General features: G+C 34.7%; 27 protein-coding genes. 6 read left to right on the top strand and 21 right to left on the bottom strand.

All coding sequences use genetic code 11. The annotated features are described in order from the left end of the window. Window positions 1-12: 12 nt before the first annotated feature. From DT250_RS32295 to DT250_RS31700, 3 genes are all read right to left on the bottom strand, one after another. On the bottom strand, window positions 13-207 hold the full coding sequence (locus DT250_RS32295; protein ID WP_255450214.1) for a hypothetical protein: 195 nt from the start codon (window positions 205-207) through the stop codon (window positions 13-15). 331 nt (window positions 208-538) lie between these two features. Then, window positions 539-817 carry a hypothetical protein gene (locus tag DT250_RS16600; RefSeq protein WP_149213358.1) on the bottom strand — a complete coding sequence of 93 codons (279 nt, stop codon included), beginning with the start codon at window positions 815-817 and terminating at the stop codon, window positions 539-541. A 630-nt stretch (window positions 818-1,447) separates the two neighbouring features. After that, entirely contained in the window at window positions 1,448-1,594 is a 147-nt protein-coding gene (locus DT250_RS31700) for a hypothetical protein (protein ID WP_179952848.1), read from the bottom strand. Window positions 1,595-1,759: 165 nt separating this feature from the next. Here DT250_RS31700 and DT250_RS16595 point away from each other — a divergent pair, with 165 nt between their 5' ends. Beyond that, a complete protein-coding gene (locus tag DT250_RS16595; protein WP_149213357.1) occupies window positions 1,760-2,368 on the top strand; it encodes a hypothetical protein in 609 nt (202 codons plus the stop codon). Here DT250_RS16595 and DT250_RS31695 read toward each other — a convergent pair. After that, window positions 2,351-2,521, bottom strand: coding sequence for a hypothetical protein (locus tag DT250_RS31695; protein WP_179952847.1), 171 nt, complete (start codon window positions 2,519-2,521; stop codon window positions 2,351-2,353). The two genes, DT250_RS16595 and DT250_RS31695, sit on opposite strands and share 18 nt — an antisense overlap. 586 nt (window positions 2,522-3,107) lie before the next feature. Here DT250_RS31695 and DT250_RS16590 point away from each other — a divergent pair. Together DT250_RS16590 and DT250_RS16585 are read left to right on the top strand one after the other, a co-directional pair. Then, a complete protein-coding gene (locus tag DT250_RS16590) occupies window positions 3,108-3,422 on the top strand; it encodes a thioredoxin family protein (RefSeq protein WP_000658777.1) in 315 nt (104 codons plus the stop codon). A gap of 295 nt (window positions 3,423-3,717) precedes the next feature. After that, on the top strand, window positions 3,718-4,599 hold the full coding sequence (locus DT250_RS16585; protein ID WP_149213356.1) for a cation diffusion facilitator family transporter: 882 nt from the start codon (window positions 3,718-3,720) through the stop codon (window positions 4,597-4,599). Here DT250_RS16585 and DT250_RS16580 read toward each other — a convergent pair. The 5 genes from DT250_RS16580 to DT250_RS16560 all read right to left on the bottom strand — a co-directional run bounded on the left by DT250_RS16580 (window position 4,589) and on the right by DT250_RS16560 (window position 7,332). Further along, the gene (locus tag DT250_RS16580) at window positions 4,589-5,224 is read right to left on the bottom strand and encodes a phosphatase PAP2 family protein (RefSeq protein ID WP_000833364.1); all 636 of its coding nucleotides are present in this window, start codon (window positions 5,222-5,224) and stop codon (window positions 4,589-4,591) included. The genes DT250_RS16585 and DT250_RS16580 overlap by 11 nt on opposite strands. Before the next feature lie 77 nt (window positions 5,225-5,301). Next, the gene (locus tag DT250_RS16575) at window positions 5,302-6,057 is read right to left on the bottom strand and encodes a sporulation protein (protein ID WP_048563103.1); all 756 of its coding nucleotides are present in this window, start codon (window positions 6,055-6,057) and stop codon (window positions 5,302-5,304) included. Further along, window positions 6,039-6,860 (bottom strand): serine/threonine protein kinase, encoded by an 822-nt coding sequence (locus tag DT250_RS16570; protein WP_149213355.1) that lies wholly within the window; start codon window positions 6,858-6,860, stop codon window positions 6,039-6,041. Before DT250_RS16570 ends, DT250_RS16575 begins: the two co-directional genes overlap by 19 nt. Further along, a complete protein-coding gene (locus DT250_RS16565; protein WP_000473373.1) occupies window positions 6,860-7,042 on the bottom strand; it encodes a hypothetical protein in 183 nt (60 codons plus the stop codon). The genes DT250_RS16570 and DT250_RS16565 overlap by 1 nt, the downstream gene beginning before the upstream one ends. 110 nt (window positions 7,043-7,152) lie before the next feature. Beyond that, window positions 7,153-7,332 (bottom strand): YozD family protein, encoded by a 180-nt coding sequence (locus tag DT250_RS16560; RefSeq protein ID WP_087982478.1) that lies wholly within the window; start codon window positions 7,330-7,332, stop codon window positions 7,153-7,155. A 150-nt stretch (window positions 7,333-7,482) separates the two neighbouring features. On the opposite strand from DT250_RS16560, the gene DT250_RS16555 reads away from it, so the two are divergent. Continuing rightward, window positions 7,483-7,650, top strand: a complete 168-nt coding sequence (locus DT250_RS16555) for a DUF3930 family protein (RefSeq protein ID WP_000456535.1) — start codon at window positions 7,483-7,485, stop codon at window positions 7,648-7,650. Between the two features lie 4 nt (window positions 7,651-7,654). Here DT250_RS16555 and DT250_RS16550 read toward each other — a convergent pair whose 3' ends face one another. The 10 genes from DT250_RS16550 to DT250_RS16505 all read right to left on the bottom strand — a co-directional run bounded on the left by DT250_RS16550 (window position 7,655) and on the right by DT250_RS16505 (window position 16,960). Continuing rightward, window positions 7,655-8,317: a hypothetical protein gene (locus tag DT250_RS16550; RefSeq protein WP_000101496.1), complete on the bottom strand. Its 663-nt coding sequence runs from the start codon at window positions 8,315-8,317 to the stop codon at window positions 7,655-7,657. Between the two features lie 190 nt (window positions 8,318-8,507). Beyond that, window positions 8,508-8,723 (bottom strand): YozE family protein, encoded by a 216-nt coding sequence (locus tag DT250_RS16545; protein ID WP_000750728.1) that lies wholly within the window; start codon window positions 8,721-8,723, stop codon window positions 8,508-8,510. A 72-nt stretch (window positions 8,724-8,795) separates the two neighbouring features. Next, on the bottom strand, window positions 8,796-9,068 hold the full coding sequence (locus DT250_RS16540) for a YokU family protein (protein ID WP_000995761.1): 273 nt from the start codon (window positions 9,066-9,068) through the stop codon (window positions 8,796-8,798). Further along, window positions 9,065-10,486: a lysine 2,3-aminomutase gene (gene kamA / locus DT250_RS16535; RefSeq protein ID WP_000902134.1), complete on the bottom strand. Its 1,422-nt coding sequence runs from the start codon at window positions 10,484-10,486 to the stop codon at window positions 9,065-9,067. The genes DT250_RS16540 and kamA overlap by 4 nt, the downstream gene beginning before the upstream one ends. A 210-nt stretch (window positions 10,487-10,696) precedes the next feature. Continuing rightward, the gene (gene rocR, locus DT250_RS16530; protein WP_087982480.1) at window positions 10,697-12,082 is read right to left on the bottom strand and encodes an arginine utilization transcriptional regulator RocR; all 1,386 of its coding nucleotides are present in this window, start codon (window positions 12,080-12,082) and stop codon (window positions 10,697-10,699) included. A 99-nt stretch (window positions 12,083-12,181) separates the two neighbouring features. Next, window positions 12,182-13,027, bottom strand: a complete 846-nt coding sequence (gene ablB, locus DT250_RS16525) for a putative beta-lysine N-acetyltransferase (RefSeq protein ID WP_088063275.1) — start codon at window positions 13,025-13,027, stop codon at window positions 12,182-12,184. After that, on the bottom strand, window positions 13,024-14,292 hold the full coding sequence (locus DT250_RS16520; RefSeq protein WP_088063274.1) for a peptidase: 1,269 nt from the start codon (window positions 14,290-14,292) through the stop codon (window positions 13,024-13,026). The genes ablB and DT250_RS16520 overlap by 4 nt, the downstream gene beginning before the upstream one ends. A gap of 15 nt (window positions 14,293-14,307) precedes the next feature. Then, entirely contained in the window at window positions 14,308-14,970 is a 663-nt protein-coding gene (locus DT250_RS16515) for a CoA transferase subunit B (protein WP_149213354.1), read from the bottom strand. Beyond that, window positions 14,955-15,653 (bottom strand): acetate CoA-transferase subunit alpha, encoded by a 699-nt coding sequence (gene atoD / locus DT250_RS16510; RefSeq protein ID WP_000208097.1) that lies wholly within the window; start codon window positions 15,651-15,653, stop codon window positions 14,955-14,957. Before atoD ends, DT250_RS16515 begins: the two co-directional genes overlap by 16 nt. Next, window positions 15,650-16,960: an aspartate aminotransferase family protein gene (locus DT250_RS16505; protein ID WP_001205889.1), complete on the bottom strand. Its 1,311-nt coding sequence runs from the start codon at window positions 16,958-16,960 to the stop codon at window positions 15,650-15,652. The genes atoD and DT250_RS16505 overlap by 4 nt, the downstream gene beginning before the upstream one ends. A gap of 1,003 nt (window positions 16,961-17,963) precedes the next feature. Between DT250_RS16505 and DT250_RS16500 the strand changes: the two genes are divergently transcribed. Further along, complete coding sequence (locus DT250_RS16500) at window positions 17,964-18,713, top strand: DUF4397 domain-containing protein (protein WP_088063273.1); 750 nt, start codon at window positions 17,964-17,966, stop codon at window positions 18,711-18,713. Window positions 18,714-18,746: 33 nt separating this feature from the next. Here the strand turns inward: DT250_RS16500 and DT250_RS16495 are convergent, their stop codons facing one another. Further along, on the bottom strand, window positions 18,747-19,880 hold the full coding sequence (locus DT250_RS16495; RefSeq protein WP_000425101.1) for a BA2291 family sporulation histidine kinase: 1,134 nt from the start codon (window positions 19,878-19,880) through the stop codon (window positions 18,747-18,749). Between the two features lie 234 nt (window positions 19,881-20,114). Between DT250_RS16495 and DT250_RS16490 the strand changes: the two genes are divergently transcribed. Continuing rightward, window positions 20,115-20,507 (top strand): YueI family protein, encoded by a 393-nt coding sequence (locus DT250_RS16490; RefSeq protein ID WP_000247570.1) that lies wholly within the window; start codon window positions 20,115-20,117, stop codon window positions 20,505-20,507. Window positions 20,508-20,628: 121 nt separating this feature from the next. Here DT250_RS16490 and DT250_RS16485 read toward each other — a convergent pair whose 3' ends face one another. Further along, entirely contained in the window at window positions 20,629-22,053 is a 1,425-nt protein-coding gene (locus DT250_RS16485; RefSeq protein ID WP_048546594.1) for an aldehyde dehydrogenase family protein, read from the bottom strand. Window positions 22,054-22,098 lie beyond the last annotated feature (45 nt).

Here is a 22,098-nt window from a genome sequence, read left to right as displayed (position 1 = left end):
ATTTAAATACTCTTATTGCAGTGCCTTTGCTATATACTTACTCGCATTTTCATTATCATTTAATCCATAAAAATAAACATAACTTAAACAAAGATTAGCGAAAGCAGCCTCTGGCTCTCCATTTATTAGCATTTCCGCTTCTTTCCTTGCCTGATTAACATCGCCACCTTTAAGTAAACGTTGAATTTTTCTAAGATTATCTTCCATTACTAAACTCATCCCTACCCTTATTTACTATTCCTTCTTGTAAATTTAGCTTTAATACTTCCATATTTATCCAATTACACAAAATTAATATAGCAAATAAGAGCGTAGCAATTTGTCATATTTCGTCGACAAAATCAATTCTTGTTTGAATTAATGTATTCATCTTAATTTTTTATTAGACGATCATTTTCAATATTTCGTTTCCAAATTAAAACAGTTAAATAAAACCCTTTATATTATTGATGTTCGTAAAAATGCATTCTATTGTATCAATTTCCAATCATTCCTTTCAAAAATAAAAAAGCAGCTGTCAGGCTACTTTGAATTTTTCTTATCCCCAAATGAAATGATATATATATTCCCCCGTTACACGTTCATCAATTCCAGCAACCCTAACGAACCTCATTAAATCCGCCCCTTGAAGAAAATATACGGACATCATAACTGGTACTTGTGACCACATGAATTGATAAAGCTCATTCACTCTCTGATTCGTCGTAACGATTAAATCATTTACTGGTCCATTATTCCATGCTGAGGTTTGAACTGAAGTGAAAGAAAGGTCTTTCCCATTAACCACTATTCTTGCCACACTTTGAGTTATGTCCATTATAATCCCCTCCAACATTACAAAAATTGGACCTATTTCTTTGTTCATATTATTATAAATATTCTTGGCTGTAATAAATGTTTAAGGTAAACTCCTATTTTTCAATTCTATTCAAATTAATTTATTTCATATTGTAAACAGATGAATGAAATTGTAGTATTACTCTCCCTCAAATTCCATAACATTTGACATTTTATAACCTTGTTGACTTTTAACAATCTGATATGCAAAAATCATATATCTTATTATCTCGATATCAATTTATTAACTATAATTTAATAAGAATTCATTTCAATCACTTGATAAATCAACGTTTGTAAATTAATTCATTATTTAAAATTCCACCCTTTATTTCTAAACATAATATTCGAATAATCCATTTTATTTTATACACATCTACCTTTTTATGTATTTTATACGAAAAGAGTAGGGTAAGAGTTACTCTTTTCCATTTTAGGAAAGGTCCTGTTGGAAACACCAGGACCTTTTTTCTTATAATTACATTTTCGTTTATTTCCGCCGTATAACCATTTTATTATTTATCAAAAACACTATGCTCACGTAACACACATCTGTAAATCAATAAATAAGCATACACTTTATAAAGAAAATAAAAAAGCACGTTATTCTTCATTTTAACGATAGCGCGCTGCACTCATCTTCTTTATTTGCTTTCTTTGATTTTTCATTCTCTTCTTTCTGGGCTTTTTCCACTGCTTTTAAAAACCCTTCCAATGCTTTTTTCGTATTATTATCATTTACTGGGTGTAGATCCATTGCTGTTACCTCCTCTTAGAAAGTATTCCATGAATACCAAGCTCAAGAAATACAATAGCCATTGTGTATGAACATCGGTTTTTCTAGCATCTAGTTCACCTCCTTAAAAATGCAGGATTTCCCTTTCTAATATTGAATTAGTAACATTTGGAAAGGAGGTGTAACATGGCGGAAATTAAAGTGGGACTTACACAATTTTTAGACTTCACACTGAAAAGTAGTGCAGCTAAAACAAATTTTGTAAAGAATTTAAAATCTCAACCTGAATATCACCCAGTTTTTGATTACTGGAAACAATTACGAGAAACTGTTATTAAATTTCATAAAAACGAACTACCTTTTGATTGTTTTGAAACATTAGTACAAACTGTTGATCGGAAGAAAAAGCAAAACTACATTGATGTTATAAAGCAGTACAAAAAATTTATTAAAAGCAAAGAAGTCTCTTGGTTTGATCCAGGTAAATCACATTGGTTATCAGATAATTTAATCGTCCGCTCATCACCTGAACTCGGTTTGCTCATTAATGATGAGCCGCATCTTATTAAACTATTTTTCAAAGGAAAAAAAGAGCGAATTGATAAATATAACATCAACTCAACACTGACATTATTAAATGAATCAACATTTTCAAATGAATATAACGATGTGAATTATACTGTCCTTAACATCCAAAAGAACAGAATGTATACGAATAACTCTATTAATAATGATCATTTAATAGCTCTTGAATCAGAAGCCCACCAGCTTTCTTATTTATGGAATAAGGTGTAAAAGGGTATAGGTATCTCTTTCAATACCTTGTTCATGCGTAATTTGGGCACAATTTTCACAAATCCAATTCGTTTCTTTTAATTGAAGCTCACCTTCTTGTTTCTCACAAACAATGCAAGGTGGGCGTTTTTGTTCCTTCACCCATTTCAACATCCTAATTCCCCTGACTTCTTAACCGCTAAATAATTCCTAAGATGTTCTTATGATCCCTTTCGCGTTCCACATCATGTTTTTTCTTTCACTCTATACAGTGCAGCAAATTCCCCTCTTGTTAGTCACGCTTCTTTCACCCATATTACTTTTTGGGGTTGTGATTATTGCTGGAACTCATATAACGCCGCCCTAATCTCTTCTCTCACAACTTCACGAATACGTTCTTATTACGATTCCTCTAAATTCATACATGCATCCCCTACATCTTTTTTTGAATTTCCTGCTTGTTGTTTAATTCACTCATAAAATTTATGAGTAATGATTATCCACCGTTTACCTTCTCTAAGTACCAGAAAGAGATTGCTTGTTTTATCCGACATTACATTTCAGTCGCTTCATAAACATCTCATAAAAATATGTGAGGAAAAGAACGTTATAGCAATGGCTATCATGAATACAATTTGAATTACCCTACTTATAATAGTAACCTTACAATTCAGAAGTTTGACACAACCCTAGAAAAAGCTTATAAAGAAAAGTGAGGTTCCAACCTAAAATATTAATAGTGAAAAAGGAGAAACAAAACATGAAAGAAATCAAATCTGAACAGGAATTCAAAGACATCATCGCAAGTGAGGAGCCAGTAGTTGTTAAGTTCTTTACTACATGGTGCCCAGATTGTGTTCGTATGGACAACTTTATCGGAGATGTAATGGAAGAGTTCAATAAGTTTGAATGGTATTCTATTAACAAAGATGAGTTCCCAAGTATCGCTGAAGAGTATCAAGTAATGGGTATTCCAAGTTTACTTGTATATCAAAATGGTGAGAAGCTAGGCCACTTACATAGTGCTAACGCAAAAACTGAAGAGCAAGTTACTGAGTTTTTAGAAGCATACTAAGATGAAGACCCTCTGAAATATATTTTCTAGAGGGTTTTTATTTTGCCCAATCACCTTTGAGCGGTGTAGTATACGGATTCATCATAATACATCTATCCTTTTCCCTATCCCCTCGATCCAAATCGCGTTCATACCCTAACTTTGCACTTTACAACATATTTTTCCTTCACGAAACTTTGTTATCCCCTTCTTAAAAACCTAAAAAACGTCAACAATGTTTGTATAGACCCACACGAGTTTCGTTTGGTACTCTATTTATAGAAAGAAATTCCTTGTAGAAAGGTGAGTGATTAAAATGGATACTCTTTCTCATAAAGAAGCTGATAAAGGTGCTATTGTCAGCATTATGGCCTACATATTTTTATCCTCTATGAAAATTATCATCAGTTATATTACCCTCTCTAGCGCATTACGTGCTGACGGTTTAAATAACTTAACGGATATCGGTGCTTCTTTAGCAATATTAATTGGTCTAAAAATCTCTCGTAAACCTCGTGACCCAGATCATCCTTATGGGCATTCACGCGCAGAACAAATTGCATCACTTGTTGCTTCTTTTATTATGGCAACGGTCGGATTAGAAGTTATTATTAGTGCAATTCAATCTTTTTTAAATCCGAAACAAGCAGCGCCGAATGTACTTGCTGCATGGGTAGCCTTATTTTCTGCTGTCGTTATGTACTTTGTGTATTTGTATACGAAAAAGATTGCAGCGCGCACAAAAAGCAAATCATTAGAAGCCGCTGCAAAGGATAATTTATCAGATGCACTCGTAAGTATCGGTACAGTAGTAGGTATTGTCGGTTCGCAATTCCAAATGCCTATTTTAGATCCTATTGCCGCTTTAATTGTCGGCCTTCTTATTTGTAAAACTGCATGGGAGATTTTCGTAGAAGCTTCTCATATGTTAACGGATGGAATCGATCCAGATAAGATGGAAGAGTACGCTGGTGCTATTGAACATATTGGTGGCGTGGAAAACATCGTAGACATTCGCGCGCGTATGTACGGGAATCAAACGTACGTTGATATTACAATCGAAGTAGATGCTCGTATGGATGTTGGTGAAAGTCATTGTATTACTGATAACATCGAGGCTATGCTCCGGAAAAAGTTTGGCATTTACCATGCACACATTCATGTTGAACCAATGGAAAAAGAACCTATTATGACATAGGTTCTTTTTTAATGAACGCTTTATGAAATATAACACATAAAACGAGCCAGCTACCGCCAGCTGCCCATCCTGCTAATATGTCAGATGGATAGTGAACGCCAAGATATATTCGGCTAACTGAAATAGATAATACAACAAAGCTCGCTATAAAAATAATCAACAATTTTTTATGCAATGTAATACGTTCTTCTGTAATTGTGACGTATGCAATAAATCCTAAAAAAGCAGTAGCATTCATCGTATGACCGCTCGGAAAACTATATCCAGTTGCAGTAACAAGCTGCGTTACATCAGGTCTTGCTCGTTCGTACCATAGTTTAAGCATACTGTTTAAATAACGAGATCCATAATAATTAATTGTTAGAAGTAATGCACTAAGCAACTTTTTTCTAACGAGAAAATACATTACAAGAATGATGAGTAACGGAAAATATATTCTTTTGGAACCGATAAAAGACACCCAAGTAAAGTAGGCTGTCAAGTAATCGTTTCGAAAGCTTTGAATAAAATGCGCGACTATATTGTCAAATTTCTCAATACAAGCGGTATGATACGAAAGTGATAATACGACAAAACAAATGAGTAGCGTAAAACTTAACAAGTATAAATGTCGATATCGTTTCACATACATAACCTCACTATGCAAAAAAATGGAGCGGTTGTTTTAGTTTTCCTCTCCATTTCTTTTTTATGCATAGTTTATTAAAAAATATAATTGTTAATTTTTTCTTGCATTGTTGGAATATCTTCGTTCGTTACTGTAAAGCGAACCACTTTCTCGTCAAGATCAAGCGCTTCCGCAAATAAACCTGCTAATCCGCGAGATTTTCTGTCTACTTCCATAATAATTTCTAAGCGATCGTATGCGCTTGGTAAGATTAATAATTCTAATTCATCTAATTTCCCATAATACTCTCCGGAAACAGGAACAAACTCAAATTCTTGTGCAAACGGAACTTGCTTACGTAATCGATACGGTAATTCTTCACATTCTATATGACGCGCTTTAAAACCTAATTGATTTACACTCTCTAACACACTATTTAATAGTGCATTGGGCAACACTTGAATGTAATCACGATCACTTGGATCTATACTGCGTTTAATATCAAGACCTGTATGCACCCAAACGGTTTTCATTCCAAGTGTAAGCGGCGTTTCAACTGGCATTATAAATGAAAATGGAATTTCTTTTTTTTCATTCGGCTCAACAGAAAAAGGTTCTGTTAAACGAACTCGCTCTAAATCATATGTTGCTGTTACTTTTTTATCATCCACTTCTCGTACATACGACGTCGATAACGTTAAGTAAATGCTTTCAATTTGTTGGCTAACTGAACCACCAGTTATATGAACCTTCCCTAGTATTTCTTCTCCAACAATATACTCATCTTTTTCAAGAACTGTATCTACTTTTGCATTACCAATACCAACACTTGCTAAAAACTTTTGAAACATGGAACCTCCATCCTTTCTAAAGCAAAAGCTATATCTTTTTTTAAATCTTGTACATTCTCATAGTACGGCGTTTTTATTTGTAACATTCGCATAAGCATCTCACGGTTATAATTTTCCAAAGTTAATTCGTCATACCATGGTTTTTCATGTTTTTCATTAGATTCATAGCCTGCATATAATAAAAATAACGAGAAATGACCAAGCGCATAAAAATCGCTACGAAATTGAACTTCTCGCATCAAAGCTTGTTCACCTTCATAAGTTGTAGCTCGTTCATCACCCTCACCCTTCAATTTAGCCAAACCAAAATCAATAATACTAATTCGATTTTCTTTCATTAATATATTCGGAATACGTAAATCTCGGTGAATAATACCTTTACTATGAAACACCGATACAATTTCTAATATTTCATATAAAATTTTAAAAACTTCACGTTCTGTATATGCATGCCCATCTAAGAAAATATAATCTTCGAAATTTTTACCAGGCATATATTCCATCACGAAAAAGCTTTTTTTCTCCCATACGAAATGATCATATAAACTAGGAATTGCATGATGATTTAATGTTTGTAAAATCATTTTCTCTTGTTCAAATGATTTTCTACCAGACTCATATCTTTGTTTACTCTGTCTTAATTGTTTTAAGACTTTATATCTATTTATTTGTAAGTCATTAACGACATATGTAACCCCATAACTGCCCATTCCAATTACTGATTCAATTTTATAACGTTCTGCAACGATTGTATTTTTTCGCAGTGGTCTATCAAATAAAGCTAGTATACGACGCCATTTCATCAGCTACTTGAAAAGAAGCTACGACTTTTACGTTTTCTTTTATAATGCTGATGCCCATAACCAGATGAACGTCGTTTATAATCGCTACTTGAATAAGAGCGACCTCTATGGCGATAATCACTACTAGAATACGAACGATTTTTTTTCCTACCTAATAAAGAATCAATAATTTTTTTGAACATCCCTTCACCTCTTGAGTAAAATTTTCTTTTAATTATACCAATAATTTCCGACTATATTTGTGACAAGTTTGTAAAGAGTAAAAAACGACGAGTTAAGCCCGCCGTTACTTTCACTCATCATCTTCATCAAAAACTTCATCAATCATACATTTCTCTAATAAATACTCAAATGTAATATCTGCGAGATCTTCAATTTCTTCTCGTTTTGGGACGTACCCTCTTTCAATTAGTTGCTCATAAAAAAACTCCGCAATCTCTTCCGTATCAATTACGACCTCAATTTCCTTCATGAGCATCACTCCTTTATTTCTGTTTTATGAAAAAATCTCAAAATTATGTATATGAGATTAGAAAAATAGTTTTTCTTTTTTTATAGGTCATATCCTTTGGACGAGATGCATACGATGGTAGTACAAGCTATCAAAAAGGGGGATTTAATTATGGAATACCAATATGAGGTAGAACAAGAAGTAGGGCAAACAAAAGAAGAGTTCATGCATGAAGATCAATGGGCAGACTCTCTTATTAAATGGCTTTTTATTTTTTTAATAATTGTAGGCATACCTTATACTGCATATGTTGTTGTTCAATTCATTCTCTCTTTCTAGTTAACTATTTTTTCTCTGTCAATTTAACTAAATAATTATGAACAACATCCATAACAATTTTGTATTCTTCATCTTTAAATGTATCGAATAACAATTGATAATCGTTATAAATATCAAGTAATCCATCAATGATCTCTTGACGATTTGTCTTAACACTCACTTTTTTTGAGTTGTTAATTGACTTTAATTTTCCTAAATCTAATTTATTCATACCAGCTTTATCTTGTTTCATTTTCTTCAAAATTGCATTTGCCGTTTGAGCATTAGCAAGTAACGTTAAATCTGATTCATCCGCTTCTAACCATTCACCATCCGTAATTCGTGACAATTCGTATATAGTATCTTCCCATGCGTCATTTTTATATCTCCATACTTCTGTACGAAAACCAACAATTCGAAACACATCTTTATCGTATCCTGTTACTTGCACGAGATCACCAAATGTGAAATTATAATTTAATTCAATCCACTCAGTTTCACCTTTTTTCATATCTTGCTCTGAAACATGCTGCAACGTTTGCTCTACGTAAAACCCATCGTGATTATTGACTTCGTAAACGTAAACTCCATCTAAAACCTTCATATTTGTGATTTTACCAACGGTTCCATATAGCGTAATCACGACTATGTCCCCTACGTTATATTTAGGTTGCTTTTTTCTCGCCATCTATATCTCTCCTTTTTTTGACGTCGTGATTTTGATAACAGTATATGCAACCTACATAAAAACGCTTATCACAGAAGCGTATATTCATAAATTTTTTCAATAAAAAATATCACCGTATAAAAAAATTATTTACAACATAAAAAAAAGCTAGCAAATAGACTAGCTTCACGTCAAAAAATTCATATAGTTCTTATCTCTCTTGTATGTATAAATCCCAAGCTTCATCAAATATAGACATACTTTCTAGCAATCCACTTAACTCTAAGTATGAACTAATTTCATCATAATCTTCAGATTGCTTTGGAAAGCTTAAATCATCATACATTGCTTCTGCTAAATTCGATACTTCATTACTAAATAAAGCTGCACGATGCTTCATCATATAGTGGTAAAATGTCTTTTTCAAAAATATTCCCTGCCTTTCTAACTTGGATACATTATACAAGGCAAAAAAGAAAAAAACCAGCATAAAAGCTGGTTAAAAGTCGAAATAATTTCTTTTTAATAGACGTGGTCTTCCCATTAATTCTTCATATGTTAGTTGTTTTGGTAGATCTTTCGTATAAATTAGAAACAATTGATCTTCTATTTCTTTCACTGTTTGATCTGCTTGATAGTCCATACCACATGAGGAACAAGAAATGCATGGTGTCTCTTGGATTTCAATGGCTTTCGTACCATCTGGTAATTCCCAATATACAGTATTCAAGCTTTCTTTCGCTTCTGTACTGTCACACCACATACAATTCATACTGCATCACCCTCATTTTTTTTGTCGTTTTCTTCTAATTTAGCCATTTGCGATTGATACTTTTTATCTTTAAGTTGATCACGCTTATCACGTTTATCTTTTAGTGATGCATGAGTGTCATTATCTTCATAGTCTTTACGACGGCTCATACGCTGTAAGTCGTCTGGAACAAGGTTAAATTTCTTATCACTCATAAGACCTGCGATACCAACATCTGAACGTTTTTCTTCGTAGTTTGGATAGATTTCTTTAAAGTACCCTTCTGCTCTTCCTGGGATATAGCTCTCTGGCTCTGGATACGTTGTAATAACACCTTCAAAGTTACGAAGCACAACTTTATCTGCACTTTGCGAAATTAAATAGTTTGGTTGAAGCGCAATTTTCCCGCCGCCTCCTGGTGCATCTACAACGAATGTTGGAACCGCATAACCAGATGTATGACCGCGTAAACCTTCAATAATTTCAAGACCTTTAGATACTGGTGCACGGAAATGACCAATACCTTCAGATAGATCACATTGATAAATGTAGTATGGACGTACACGGATTTTTACTAAGTCATGCATAAGTTTTTTCATAATTGGAACGCTGTCGTTAATACCAGCTAAAATTACTGCTTGGTTTCCGACTGGAACACCAGCATTCGCTAGCATTTCACATGCTTTTTTCGATTCCTCTGTAATTTCAATAGAAGTATTGAAATGTGTATTTAACCATACTGGATGGTATTTTTTAATAATGTTACATAAGTTTTCTGTAATACGCTGCGGGAATACTACCGGCGCTCTCGTTCCGATACGAATAATCTCGACATGCGGAATCTCTCGTAAATTTTTTAATACATATTCTAAAATTTTATCGTTAATAAGAAGACCGTCTCCACCAGAAATTAATACATCTCGTACTTGTGGTGTATCACGAATGTAACCAATTGCATCATCTAATTGTTTCTTCGGCACACCCATTCCAATTTGTCCACTAAAACGACGGCGTGTACAGTAACGACAATACATAGAACATTGATTCGTTACTAAGAACAATACGCGGTCTGGGTAACGATGTGTTAGACCTGGAACTGGTGAATCTTCATCTTCATGAAGCGGATCTTCTAAATCATATTTTGTTTTATATAACTCTTCCGAGATCGGTACAGATTGCATCCGAATCGGACAGCGTGGGTCATCAGGATTCATTAGCCAAGCATAGTACGGTGTAATATTTAACGGGATCGTTTTTGTTGAAATTTTAACGCCTTCTTCTTCTTCAGGTATTAAATTAATCACTTTCTTTAAGTCATCCAAAGTTTTGATCGTATTCGTTAATTGCCAAACCCAGTCATTCCATTGCTCTTCAGTAACATCCTTCCACAACTCGATATCCTTCCAGTGACGATTTGGTTTGTATACATCATGTAACATTGCTATTCCCCCTTTTTATACGCTCATCCTTTATATAAGCAATAGTTATGCCAACTTTACATTATTGATAAGTAAATGTACGGTGAACGCTATTACATAAACGAAAAAATATTTGTAAGCACTGTATAAAATCCATACATACTATCATATTCATTACTTTTTATATATGTAAACGCTCTTTTATTGGTGCAAACACACAAAAACCGCCAATTATTCGGCGGTTTTGTCGTACTTACTCAATTTATATTGAAGCGTTTGGCGAGGGATACCTAACATTTTTGCAGCTTGTAATATATTCCCTTCCGTTTCAATTAACGCTTGATCTATTAATTCCTTTTCTGTTTGATGAAGTGCTTCTCTAAGTGGCAATATGCTCTTCTTCTTTGGCAAATTCTCTTTCCGAAATGTACGCGGTAAACAATTGGCTGTTAGTGTATCCCCTTCTGCAATAATGACAGCATGTTCAATCGTATGTTTTAGCTCACGAACATTGCCAGGCCATTGATAAGCTTGTAGTCTTTCTTTCGCTTCCTTATCCATTTGAAGCACACCTTTTTTATAACTTTTATTATATTCGTTCAAAAAATAAGACGCTAATAATAAGACATCCTCAGTTCTTTCACGTAGCGGCGGAATATACAATGAAAAGACATTTAATCGATAATATAAATCAGTACGAATTTTATTCTCTCTTAAACATATTTCTGGTGGCTGATTCATTGCAGTAATAACGCGAACATCTACTTTTCTCGTCTTATTATCACCAATTCGACGAATAACACCATCTTCTAATACACGTAGCATTTTCGCTTGTAAATCGAGAGGCATTGAATTCAGTTCGTCTAAAAACAATGTCCCACCATCTACAAGTTCAAATAATCCCGCTCGTTCAATTGCCCCAGTATAGCTACCTTTCGTCGTTCCGAACAATAAACTTTCTAATAGCGACTCTGGCAAAGCTGCGCAGTTTTGTGCAATAAATGGCTTGTTCTTCCGTTTAGAAGCTTCATGAATCGCTTGTACAAATAACTCTTTCCCTGTTCCTGTTTCCCCATATATTAAAACATTTGCATCAGTTGGCGCTACTTTTTGTGCTAATTCTTTCGTCTGTTTAAATCGAGCATCATCCGTCACAATCGTCTCAAATGCAACATGCTTTTTAATTACTTTTTTTCTAGATGACCGCTTTATTTTTGACTGCAAATCTACAATTGTATCCGTAAGTTTTTGAACTGTGGAATAATCCTTTGCAATTTCAACAGCCCCAGCAATATTTCCATCTATAAAAATAGGTAACGTCGTATTTACTGTACAAATGTCTTCCCCATTTAAATTTTGATAATGCTGAACTTGATGAACGATTGGTTTTTTTGTATCTAACACTTTCATTAACGTACTCGTTTCCCTAGATAAAGAAGGAAACGCTTCTAACAAATGTTTTCCTAACACTTTTTCAATTTTTGACCCATCGTGTTTTGCAGCTACAGTATTATAGAAAATTGTAATACCATTTTCATCTACTGCGTGTATAGCCTCATCAATACTGCCCAAAATCGCTTCAATGACTTCTTGTGTCGAAACTGCTAGCAATGTCATCCCCCCTTTTGCCGAAAATCCAGCAATCACATGCCGAATTTCCGGCATACCTATATGCGATTATAAGCATGACGATTCCGTTCTATTTTTTATACCGTACTATTTAGACAAATCTTTCACCCATATATTCATATCTTCCAGCTTATCGAAAATGTAGCAGTTGTTCGCCAGTCTTCCTGTATACGTATAACCTAACTGATGAAAGGCCGCATTCATTCCGAAAGAAAGCGATCGAGCAATTGTATAGGAGCAGAAAATCGATTTTTCTTGCAGTTCTTCTTCTAACTTAATTAGTAAACTTTTCATAAACCCATGCTTACGATATTCGGGTAAAGTAGCACAATTCGTTAATTCTGCATTTCCTTCTTTTATATTCATTTCTGCAGATGCTGTACTAATTATTTCCCCCGCGAATTCGTACACATAGTATATTGTATCGTCTTCCTTCATCGTTTGTTTTACATAACTCGCTTCGTTTAAAGGAGTCGGATAAACTTCAAATACTTTTCCAAAGACAGCCGCTAATTCTTCCGCATCCTCTTCTGTCGCTTTTCTTAATAAAAATTTCTCTGGTACTATTTTTTCCTTTACTTCTTTTGCTTTAACACCGCTTAAAATGGTATCTTCCTCAGCCCAATGAATACTATTTCGTCTTTCATCATTAATAAATTTCACGAAGAAGTATGCATCGTGACCTTGAAAATAATGCGGTATTGTTGCTTCCAATAAAAAACCGAAAGAGAGCCATGTAGAAACATGCTCTCCCTTTCCTTTAATAATACATTTAGTGAAAGAATGCTTCTCTGCTAATTCGTCAATTGTTTGGATAATCCTCTGAATATTTCCTGTGTAGTGGTCTACTCGAATACGTTTATTAAAATAGTCTAAAACGCCTTCTACTGTATAGCCATTCGTCTGTTCTCTAAAAGATTCATAGTATTTCATTTTTTCACCTCACACCAATCTAGTAATGTACATGCAATAATTTTTGCGGCAGCTATCATTTTATCAACTTCTATATATTCGTTTGGATAATGTGCTACTTTCGTCTCTCCTGGACCAAATACTATCGTTGGTACACCTGAGATTTGTGTAAATAAACCTCCATCAGTCCCCCACGGAGATGCTTCAATAATCGGTTCATTCCCTTCGATTTCAACAAAATTATGCTCTAGTGTTGTAATTAACTCATGATTTTCTTCTAGTTCACCAGGAACCCATCTCGCTCCAAACCATTCTACTTCTACAGGATTTTCAACAAACCAATTGTCCACATTATTTAATTCAGCGATCCAATTCTCGAACTCTTCTTTTGCTGCCTCTATAGTCTCATTCGGCGCAATACCATATCTTCCTTCTAAATTTAATGAATCAGGAACAGAACTTGGCCAACTCCCACCTTCAATTTTCCCAATATTAATTGGAATTGGAATGGGGATTCCTTTAAATAACGGGTCTGTAATTCGGTCATTTCTCTTCACTTCCAATTTTCTCAAATGATCTACAACAAACATACTTTTTTCAATTGCACTTACTCCTTCATAACGCGTTCCACCGTGTGCTGCTTTGCCTTTCACATGTAGACGAAACCACATGGACCCTTGTTGTTTCGGGAAAAACTTCATATTTGTTGGTTCTGGAATAATGACACCATCTGCTTTATATCCTCGTAATATAGTCGCTAATGTTCCTGCCCCGCCACTTTCTTCTTCAATTACACTTTGGAAATAAATATCTCCTTTTAATTCAATACCAGATTCAATAATAGCTTCCATCGCAAGCATCAGTGCGACATTGCCGCCTTTCATATCCGTTGTTCCACGACCATATATACGATTCCCTATTTGCTCACCACTATAAGGGTGATGGTCCCACTGATTCACATCTCCTTCTGGTACGACATCAATATGTCCATTTAATATCATAGATTTCCCGTCGCCACTTCCTTTTAAAGTTGCCACTATGTTCGGGCTATCTGAAAAACTTGTACGCGGTGATACAAAATAAGGATGATCTTTCATTTTAGAAAATGAAGGTTCCCAAATATCAAGATCTAAACCTAGCTCACGTAATTTTTCAATCACAATTGCCTGCGCACCACTTTCATCACCAGATACGCTTTTTTCTTGAATTAATCGTTTTAAAAATTTTACGCTTTCCTCTTCATGACTCTCGATATAATCACAAATTTTCTTTTTTAATTGCTCCATATATTACATCTCCCCTCATTCGATTACTAGTAAGTTAGAGCCAATTTTGAAATCAGCTTCTGTATGTTGTTTTATATCTTCCACTGTGTATGGACTCATTAATTCTTGTAAAACGAGTCCACCCTGCGTCACTTCCATAACTGCCATATCCGTAATAATTAAATCTACACATTTCTTTGAAGTTAATGGTAATGTACACTCCGAAACAATCTTTGCATTTCCGTATTTATCGACATGATTCATCACAACAACGACCCGCTTCGCTTTTTGTGCCAAATCCATCGCTCCCCCAATACCTGGAACGCGTTTTCCTGGTACAATCCAGTTTGCTAAATCACCATTCTCACTTACTTGTAATGAACCAAGAATCGTTATGTCTAATAAACCTTTTCGAATCATCCCAAACGCTGTGCAACTATCAAAATAACTCGCTCCTGTAATTAGAGAAGTCGGTAAACCTGCTGCGTTACATAAATTTTCGTCTTCATTCCCTTTTCTTGGCGTAGGTCCCATACCTACAATTCCATTTTCCGCATGAAACATAACGTTTATATCGTCAGGAAGATGATTCGGTACAAGCGATGGTATACCAATACCTAAATTTACAATCATACCATTTTGTATTTCTTTCGCCGCACGCCTAGCAATCTTTTCTCTCACTTCTACGCCCATACCCATTTCCAATTCACTCCTTCCGACGGTACGATATAATTTACAAATACTCCTGGGACAACAATTTCTTCTGGATCTAAACTTCCAAGTGGAACGATTTCTTCTGCTTCTACAATCGTTATATCCCCTGCCATAGCTACGTGAGGATTCATATTACGAGCACTTTTATCAAACACAAGATTACCAAACGGATCCGCTTTTTTCGCATATACAATCGCAACCTCAGCAGTTAATGCTGTTTCAACTAAATATGTCTTGCCATTCATTTCAACTGTACGTTTTCCCTCTTCTACAATCGTATCAACACCTACATCAACTAATACACCTCCAAGTCCTACACCACCAGCACGAATACGCTCTGCTAATGTTCCTTGAGGAGAAAACTCGATTTGTAACCTTCCTTCGTTTAGCTGTCTTCCTGCATTTGGATTTGAACCAATATGTGAAGTAATTAATGATTTTACTCTTTCATTCGTAACAAGACGACCGATTCCTACATCAGGAAATCCCGTGTCATTTCCTATTAAATTTAAATTTGTAACTCCTTTTTCTAAAATCGCCTGTATTAAAGATGGAGGGGATCCAATCCCCCCAAATCCTCCAAACATTAATGTCATATCATCGTGGAACAAAGAAATTACTTCCTCTATCTCTTTTAATTTATCGAATGTATTCGTAATAGTTGTCATGCGATACTATGCCCTCCTTTTTGCATCATTTCTTCTACACTTTTTGCAAAAATTGAAAGTAATTCATCTAACTCGGAATATGTAGTTGTCATCGGCGGTGCTACAAGCAGTGCACTATCTTCTTTTCCTGCTTGCCCTGAAACAGCTTGGTATAAAAGAAGACCATTTTTAGCTGCAACCGAAATAAGTTCCGACGCTTTTGTAAACGGTTGCAATTCTACTCCAATCAGCAACCCTTTTCCGCGCACATCAGCAATGATTGTCGATTGTTGCTGAACTTTCTGTAGTCCTTTTATTAAATACTCTCCCTTTTCTGCTGTTTTTTCAGGTAGATTATGTTTCTCCATATATTCAATAACAGCTAGAGCTGTTGCTGCAGATAATGGATTTGCACTTAACGTATGCCCACTCATTACAGAACGCGATCCACGTAAAATTGGCTCCATAACACGGTCACTTACAATCGTCGCTGCCATCGGTGTATATCCAGCTCCTAAACCTTTACCAAGAGTCATAATATCCGGTTCTACACCCCAATGCTCCATCGCAAACCATGCGCCAGTACGACCAAGCCCTGTCATTACTTCATCAGCAATAAATAAAATATCGTAATGACTACAAATATCTTTAATGACTTTATAATATTCTTTCGGCGGAACGACTGCGCCTCCAGCTGCTCCGATAATCGGTTCAGCGATAAAAGCTGCGATATGTTCTGCACCAATTCTTTCAATTGATCTTTCTAGTTCAGTCGCACAAGCAAGCTGACAAGTTGGATATACCTTTTGCACCGGACATCTAAAACAATATGGAGCTGGAATAGTTGGATAATCTTCTAAAATTGACACGAAACGTTGTCTGCGCAGTGGATGCCCAGACATTGATAAGGCTCCCATCGTAATACCGTGATAACTCATCCATCGTGACAAAATTTTATGCTTCCCTTGAATACCTCGCTCTTGAAAATGCTGGATTGCAATTTTCATAGCTGTTTCATTTGCTTCCGTACCACTATTCACAAAAAAGCTCCAGTTCAAATCTCCTACACTTAAATCGCTTAATTTCTTCGCTAATTTTTCAGCTGGTTCACTCGTAAACTGTGATCTATAAACGAAAGCAATCTCCTCTGCTTGCTTTTTTATAACATCTGCAATCTCCTTTACGCCATGCCCAATACCTGCCGTAATTGCCCCTGACGAGCCATCAAAATATTTATTTCCGTTTTGATCATACAAATACACACCTTTTCCATGTGAAATCATTGGATACGGCTGACCAACAAGTGGTTTAATTAAGTAATCGCGCATAGCGCTCCCCCATTTCTCCAATTTGTATATATATATGAAGAAAATTGACGTTTCTTTCATAAAAAAGAACCCTCTGCGAAAGCAGTGATTTTATCAAAAAACTATTATAAAATATACAAATGAGTGCTAAATATTAATTTCAAAAACAGAAAATTCAGAACTTAAAACGAAGACCAACCCTTATCTATACGCTCCAATAACCCTCCTTTATATAAAATAAACGCTTCACTACATATGTTCTTAACATAATATCAGCTTCCCTCAATTGCCGACATTGTGTAAACTTCGACGAAACTCCCTTTAAACTCCTTCCTATTCTCCTACTTTATATTGCATATTTTCAAACAAATATCGACAATTAATCCTACTAAATACATAGCAATTATTTTTATAGAAACCTATATTTTACATACATTCTCCTCAGTTTTATACAATAAAAAAAGAACCGATTAACCACATTAATCAGTTCGGCACGACGCTCTTTTATCGGTTAATACTGCCACTTGCTAACGTAAATAGAAAAAATAATGTTACAAATTCAAAATTCATCCTACATCGTAAAGCACAAAATCGTCCATAACTCCATTCACAATTCCTTTTTGGATATCCCCATCCCAATATTTTATTCCTTTCCTTATGTTTAAACTACCTTTCCTTTATAATTTATGTAGGACAATTATCACTTTGTATGTGTATTTGCCCATTATTAAAAAAATCCCTAGTTTCCTAAGGATTTTTGGACATGTTTTCGATATGTTACTTCATACGCTCTTAAGGTTTTTTATTTCGAAATATACATTGTAATCGGTACATCATCATCTAACATAGATGATATATTGCTGTATACTCTAGAAAATTATAAGGCTCTTTCGCCTAAAAAACACTTATCCTTAAGCAATACTCTTTATTAATTTTCAACTTTTCTCCTTCAAAAAACAATTTTTTCGCATAACCTCTTTCTTGTTAAGCATATAGTTTTAATGATGACAAAGGAGGAATATTCATGTCTCAATCTGAAATCGAAAAATATGGACAAGAAGCTGCACGTTACGAACAGCTCGCTCGTTACTATCAATTTAAAAATCCGAAAAAATATGTAGAACTATATATGAAATATTACGATGCGCTTACGAAACTTGTACAGGCGTATGAAAAAAGAGATTCACAAGAAGCTGCTTTACCGTCACACATACGTTTTTTTCACTCTGCTTCCAATACACCTGCGGTTGACATTTTAGTAAACGGGCAAAAGGTTATTAAAAATATTTCATTTAAACAATTTAGTCCCTATTTAACATTAGTGCAAGGTAAATACCGTATAGATATTGTCCCTGTTGGAGATGAAACTCCCATCTTTTCAGCTTTAGTACCAATAATGGGGAATCACACTTATACTTTTGCCGCAATAAATAGTGACAATCATCTACAATTACAACCTATGCTTGATAATACACATTTACCAGCTGGTCAAGCAAAAATACGCTTTGCACATTTTTCTCCAGATACCCCTGTTGTAAATGTAGATTTAAAAGGTGGAGATCATTTATTTGAAAATGTACTCTTTAAACAAATAACAGATTTTTTGGAAGTTAGTCCTGGTACAGCAGATATTGAAGTTTCACTCGCCGATAATCCCAGCGTCTTACTAACTATACCGAATTTCAAAGTCGAACCGAACATCATATATACAATTTCACTTTTAGGTTATTCAACTAAAGATCCTAAATTAGAAGCCGTTATACTTACGAATTAAAACAGTCTACACCATTCATTTGGTGTAGACTGTTTATTTTTGAAATACAATTTGAAATTCTGTCCATTCGTTATCTGAACGGCACATGATGGACCCATTATGTTTTTCTACAATTTGTTTACATACAAATAATCCAATACCAGTTCCTAACTTTTTAGTAGTTACAAATGGTTCGAAAATCATTTCTACACTTTCAGCTGGAATCATTGGCCCATTATTTTTTATCACAATTCGAATCGATTGATCTTCTTCAAATACATCAATGATAATTTTCCGTTCTTCTTTCATTGATTCTAGAGCGTCAATTGAGTTCATTAATATATTTAAAAATACTTGTCTCACTTCACTCCGATAGCCAACAAGTGGAATTGGATACGGTAAATTCTTTTCAATCGAAACATTTGCATTGACCAAACTCGGATATAAGAACTGTATAATATCTTGAAACAAATCATTAAGCCAAAATTGTTCTGATTTATTCCACATTTCTTTTTTCGATACGAGTAAAAATTGCGAAATACGAAAATTTAATTGGTCTAATTCATGCGAAATAATATCTAAATAAGATAAACTTGGATGATCTGCCTTTAATAATTTAACAAATCCCATAATTGAAGTGAGTGGGTTACGGAATTCATGTACAAAACTTGCTGACATTTGCCCTAAAATCGTCAGCCTTTCTTTATGTGTTTCGTTAATATATTGCTGTTTTTCCTCTAAATTTTTTGATATAATTTCCGAGTATTTTAAAACAGTATAATAAATTAATTTATCAAAACAAGTATGTATTTGGGCCATAATCGGTTTCAATTCACGTGCGCTAACATCTAATTCACACATCGCTTCGAAAAGTTCATTTCTTCCCACATTTGCATTATAAACAAAGTCTCCAATATTCGCATCTGCCCCTGCACGTTCAATAGCAATTTTCTCGCATAATGGCTGAAGATAATCTATATCTTTTTCTTCCATAGTAAGTTCGATAATTAACTCTAATAAATCCTCTCCATTTTGAACTGCTTCTAGTTTAAATGGATCTTTATCGGAAATTATCATTTTGTTTTTCCAGTTCTCAACGAATTGGTGCCTGTTGTTTTTCAAGTGCGAACAAAATACTTCTTTAATATCCTTATCGATTGGAAAAACCCCCATTCCCTCCATTTCCATGCGACGAACACCCTTTATATTTTGAATATTAACACAAAAAATGCGATTCGTTAATAGATTATTGTCACATTTTGTTAATATGTGTTGATAAAATTTTTAATGTCCTTATTAATTGTTTAGATTGATACATTCCATTTTCCTTCCTTTCATTCAAAATTTTTTACATTCGATGCGACTTTTTTTTGCATCCTGCTTCATTCTTTCGTACAATAGAAAATGAAAGGTGTGAAAAATATGGTAAATAAAAATGTGGAAGATTATCTCCAAGAAGGCATTTACGGCCAAAAGCAGAACAAACCAGAAGAACGTAATATGTATTTAACTACGTTACGTGAGCGTGTAGAAATCGCTTTAACTATCGGTCAAGTAATGCAAAGTAATGTATATTCTGAAGTAGCTAGTAGCATGCGCTCTTCTCAATCATTACAAATATTCCTAAATGGTGGCATTGCTTACCCACATTTATCAAAATACATTAAATTAGCAAATGAAAAAAATGTTCCTTTTACAATTGTTCAAAATAAAGGTATAGAAACACCAATCGGTTTAGTATTATCTCATAGCACTGCTGTTGACAAAGAACAAATTTATGTAGAAGATGCTATTTTCAAACAAGAAATGAAGTAAAAGGTACACTTGGTTAAATTAAATCGTTCCGAGAAACGTAAAACAAACAATAAAAAAACGAGTATGGAATCGTAAACATTTCCAGCTCGTTTTTTATTAGGATATTTAAGCTCGCTCTACTTTACTTTTTAATACACACTAATTTCATTTCTGTCATTTCTTCTATTGCATATTTAATTCCTTCACGCCCCGTACCACTTTCCTTAACACCACCGTAAGGCATATGATCTACCCTAAACGTTGGAATATCATTAATCATGACACCACCAACCTCTAGCTCATCAATTGCACGCATTGCTTTAAACAAATTATTTGTAAACACACCTGCTTGTAGACCGTAACGTGAATGATTTACTTGCTCAATTGCCTCATCAAATTCTTTAAATGTATTTACTGTCATGAGTGGACCAAATACTTCTTGGCACTGAACAGATACATACTCTGGAACATTTGTTAATACAGTTGGTTCAAAAATCCTTGCATCACGTTTCTTACCACCGTATAAAACAGTAGCACCTTCCTTAATAGCTTCCTGCACCCACATTTCTATTCGCTCTACATCTTTTTTCGAAATTAAAGCCGATACGTCCGTTTCTTCCAGCAATGGATCACCAACAATAACTGTTTCCATCGCTATCTTTAGCTTTGAAAGAAATTCATCCATTCTCTTTTCATGTACAAAAACACGTTGTACCGAAATACAAACTTGTCCATTGTTTACATATGCTCCCCATTTTACACGTTCAATTACTTCATCTGTTAATTCTACATCTTCATCAATAATAACAGCAGCATTTGATCCCAGTTCCAACGTAACTCGCTTTAACCCAGCCTTTGCCTTAATTCCAATTCCAACTTTCGGACTTCCCGTAAAAGTAATGGAAGCAACATCATCATTTGTAACTATCGCCTCACCTACAGTTGAACCGGGACCAGAAATAATATTTAAAGCTCCTTTTGGCAATCCTGCCTCTTCAAATAATTCAACTAATGCGTAAGACGATAATGGCGTTTGATCAGCTGGTTTTAACACAACTGTATTTCCGGCAGCAATTGCAGGGCCGACTTTATGTGCCACTAAATTTAATGGGAAATTAAATGGTGTAATAGCTCCTATAACCCCTATCGGTTTTCGTATTGTGTATGCAATACGCCCATCTGCACCAGGTGCTGCATCAAGTGGCAGTGTCTCGCCGTATATACGCTTCGCTTCTTCCGCTGCAAATTTGTATGTCTGAACGGTACGATCTACTTCTCCCCTCGCAGCACGAATTGGTTTTGCAGCCTCTTTTGCAATAATCTCTGCAAATTCTTCTCTTCTTTCATCCATTTTTTGTGCAACCTTCTCTAAAATAGTCGCACGATCATATGCAGATAATGTATTCATTTTTTTCATTGCATTTTTTGCAGCAGTAACAGCCTCTTGTACATCTTCTTCCGTTCCTTGTGCAATTTCCGCTAACGTTTCTTCAGAATATGGTGCGTATAATGGTTTATAAGTGTTTACAGACTTCCAATCTCCATTTATATATAAATGCTTTTTCATAAATCTTCTCCTTCCAAATATATGTATACAACAATATTTCACCTA

The organism is Bacillus sp. AR2-1 (assembly GCF_008368755.1).
Classification (GTDB): Bacteria; Bacillota; Bacilli; order Bacillales; family Bacillaceae_G; genus Bacillus_A; species Bacillus_A wiedmannii.
Note: the sequence above shows the minus strand (reverse complement) of the source record. Positions and strands in the feature narration are given on the sequence as shown.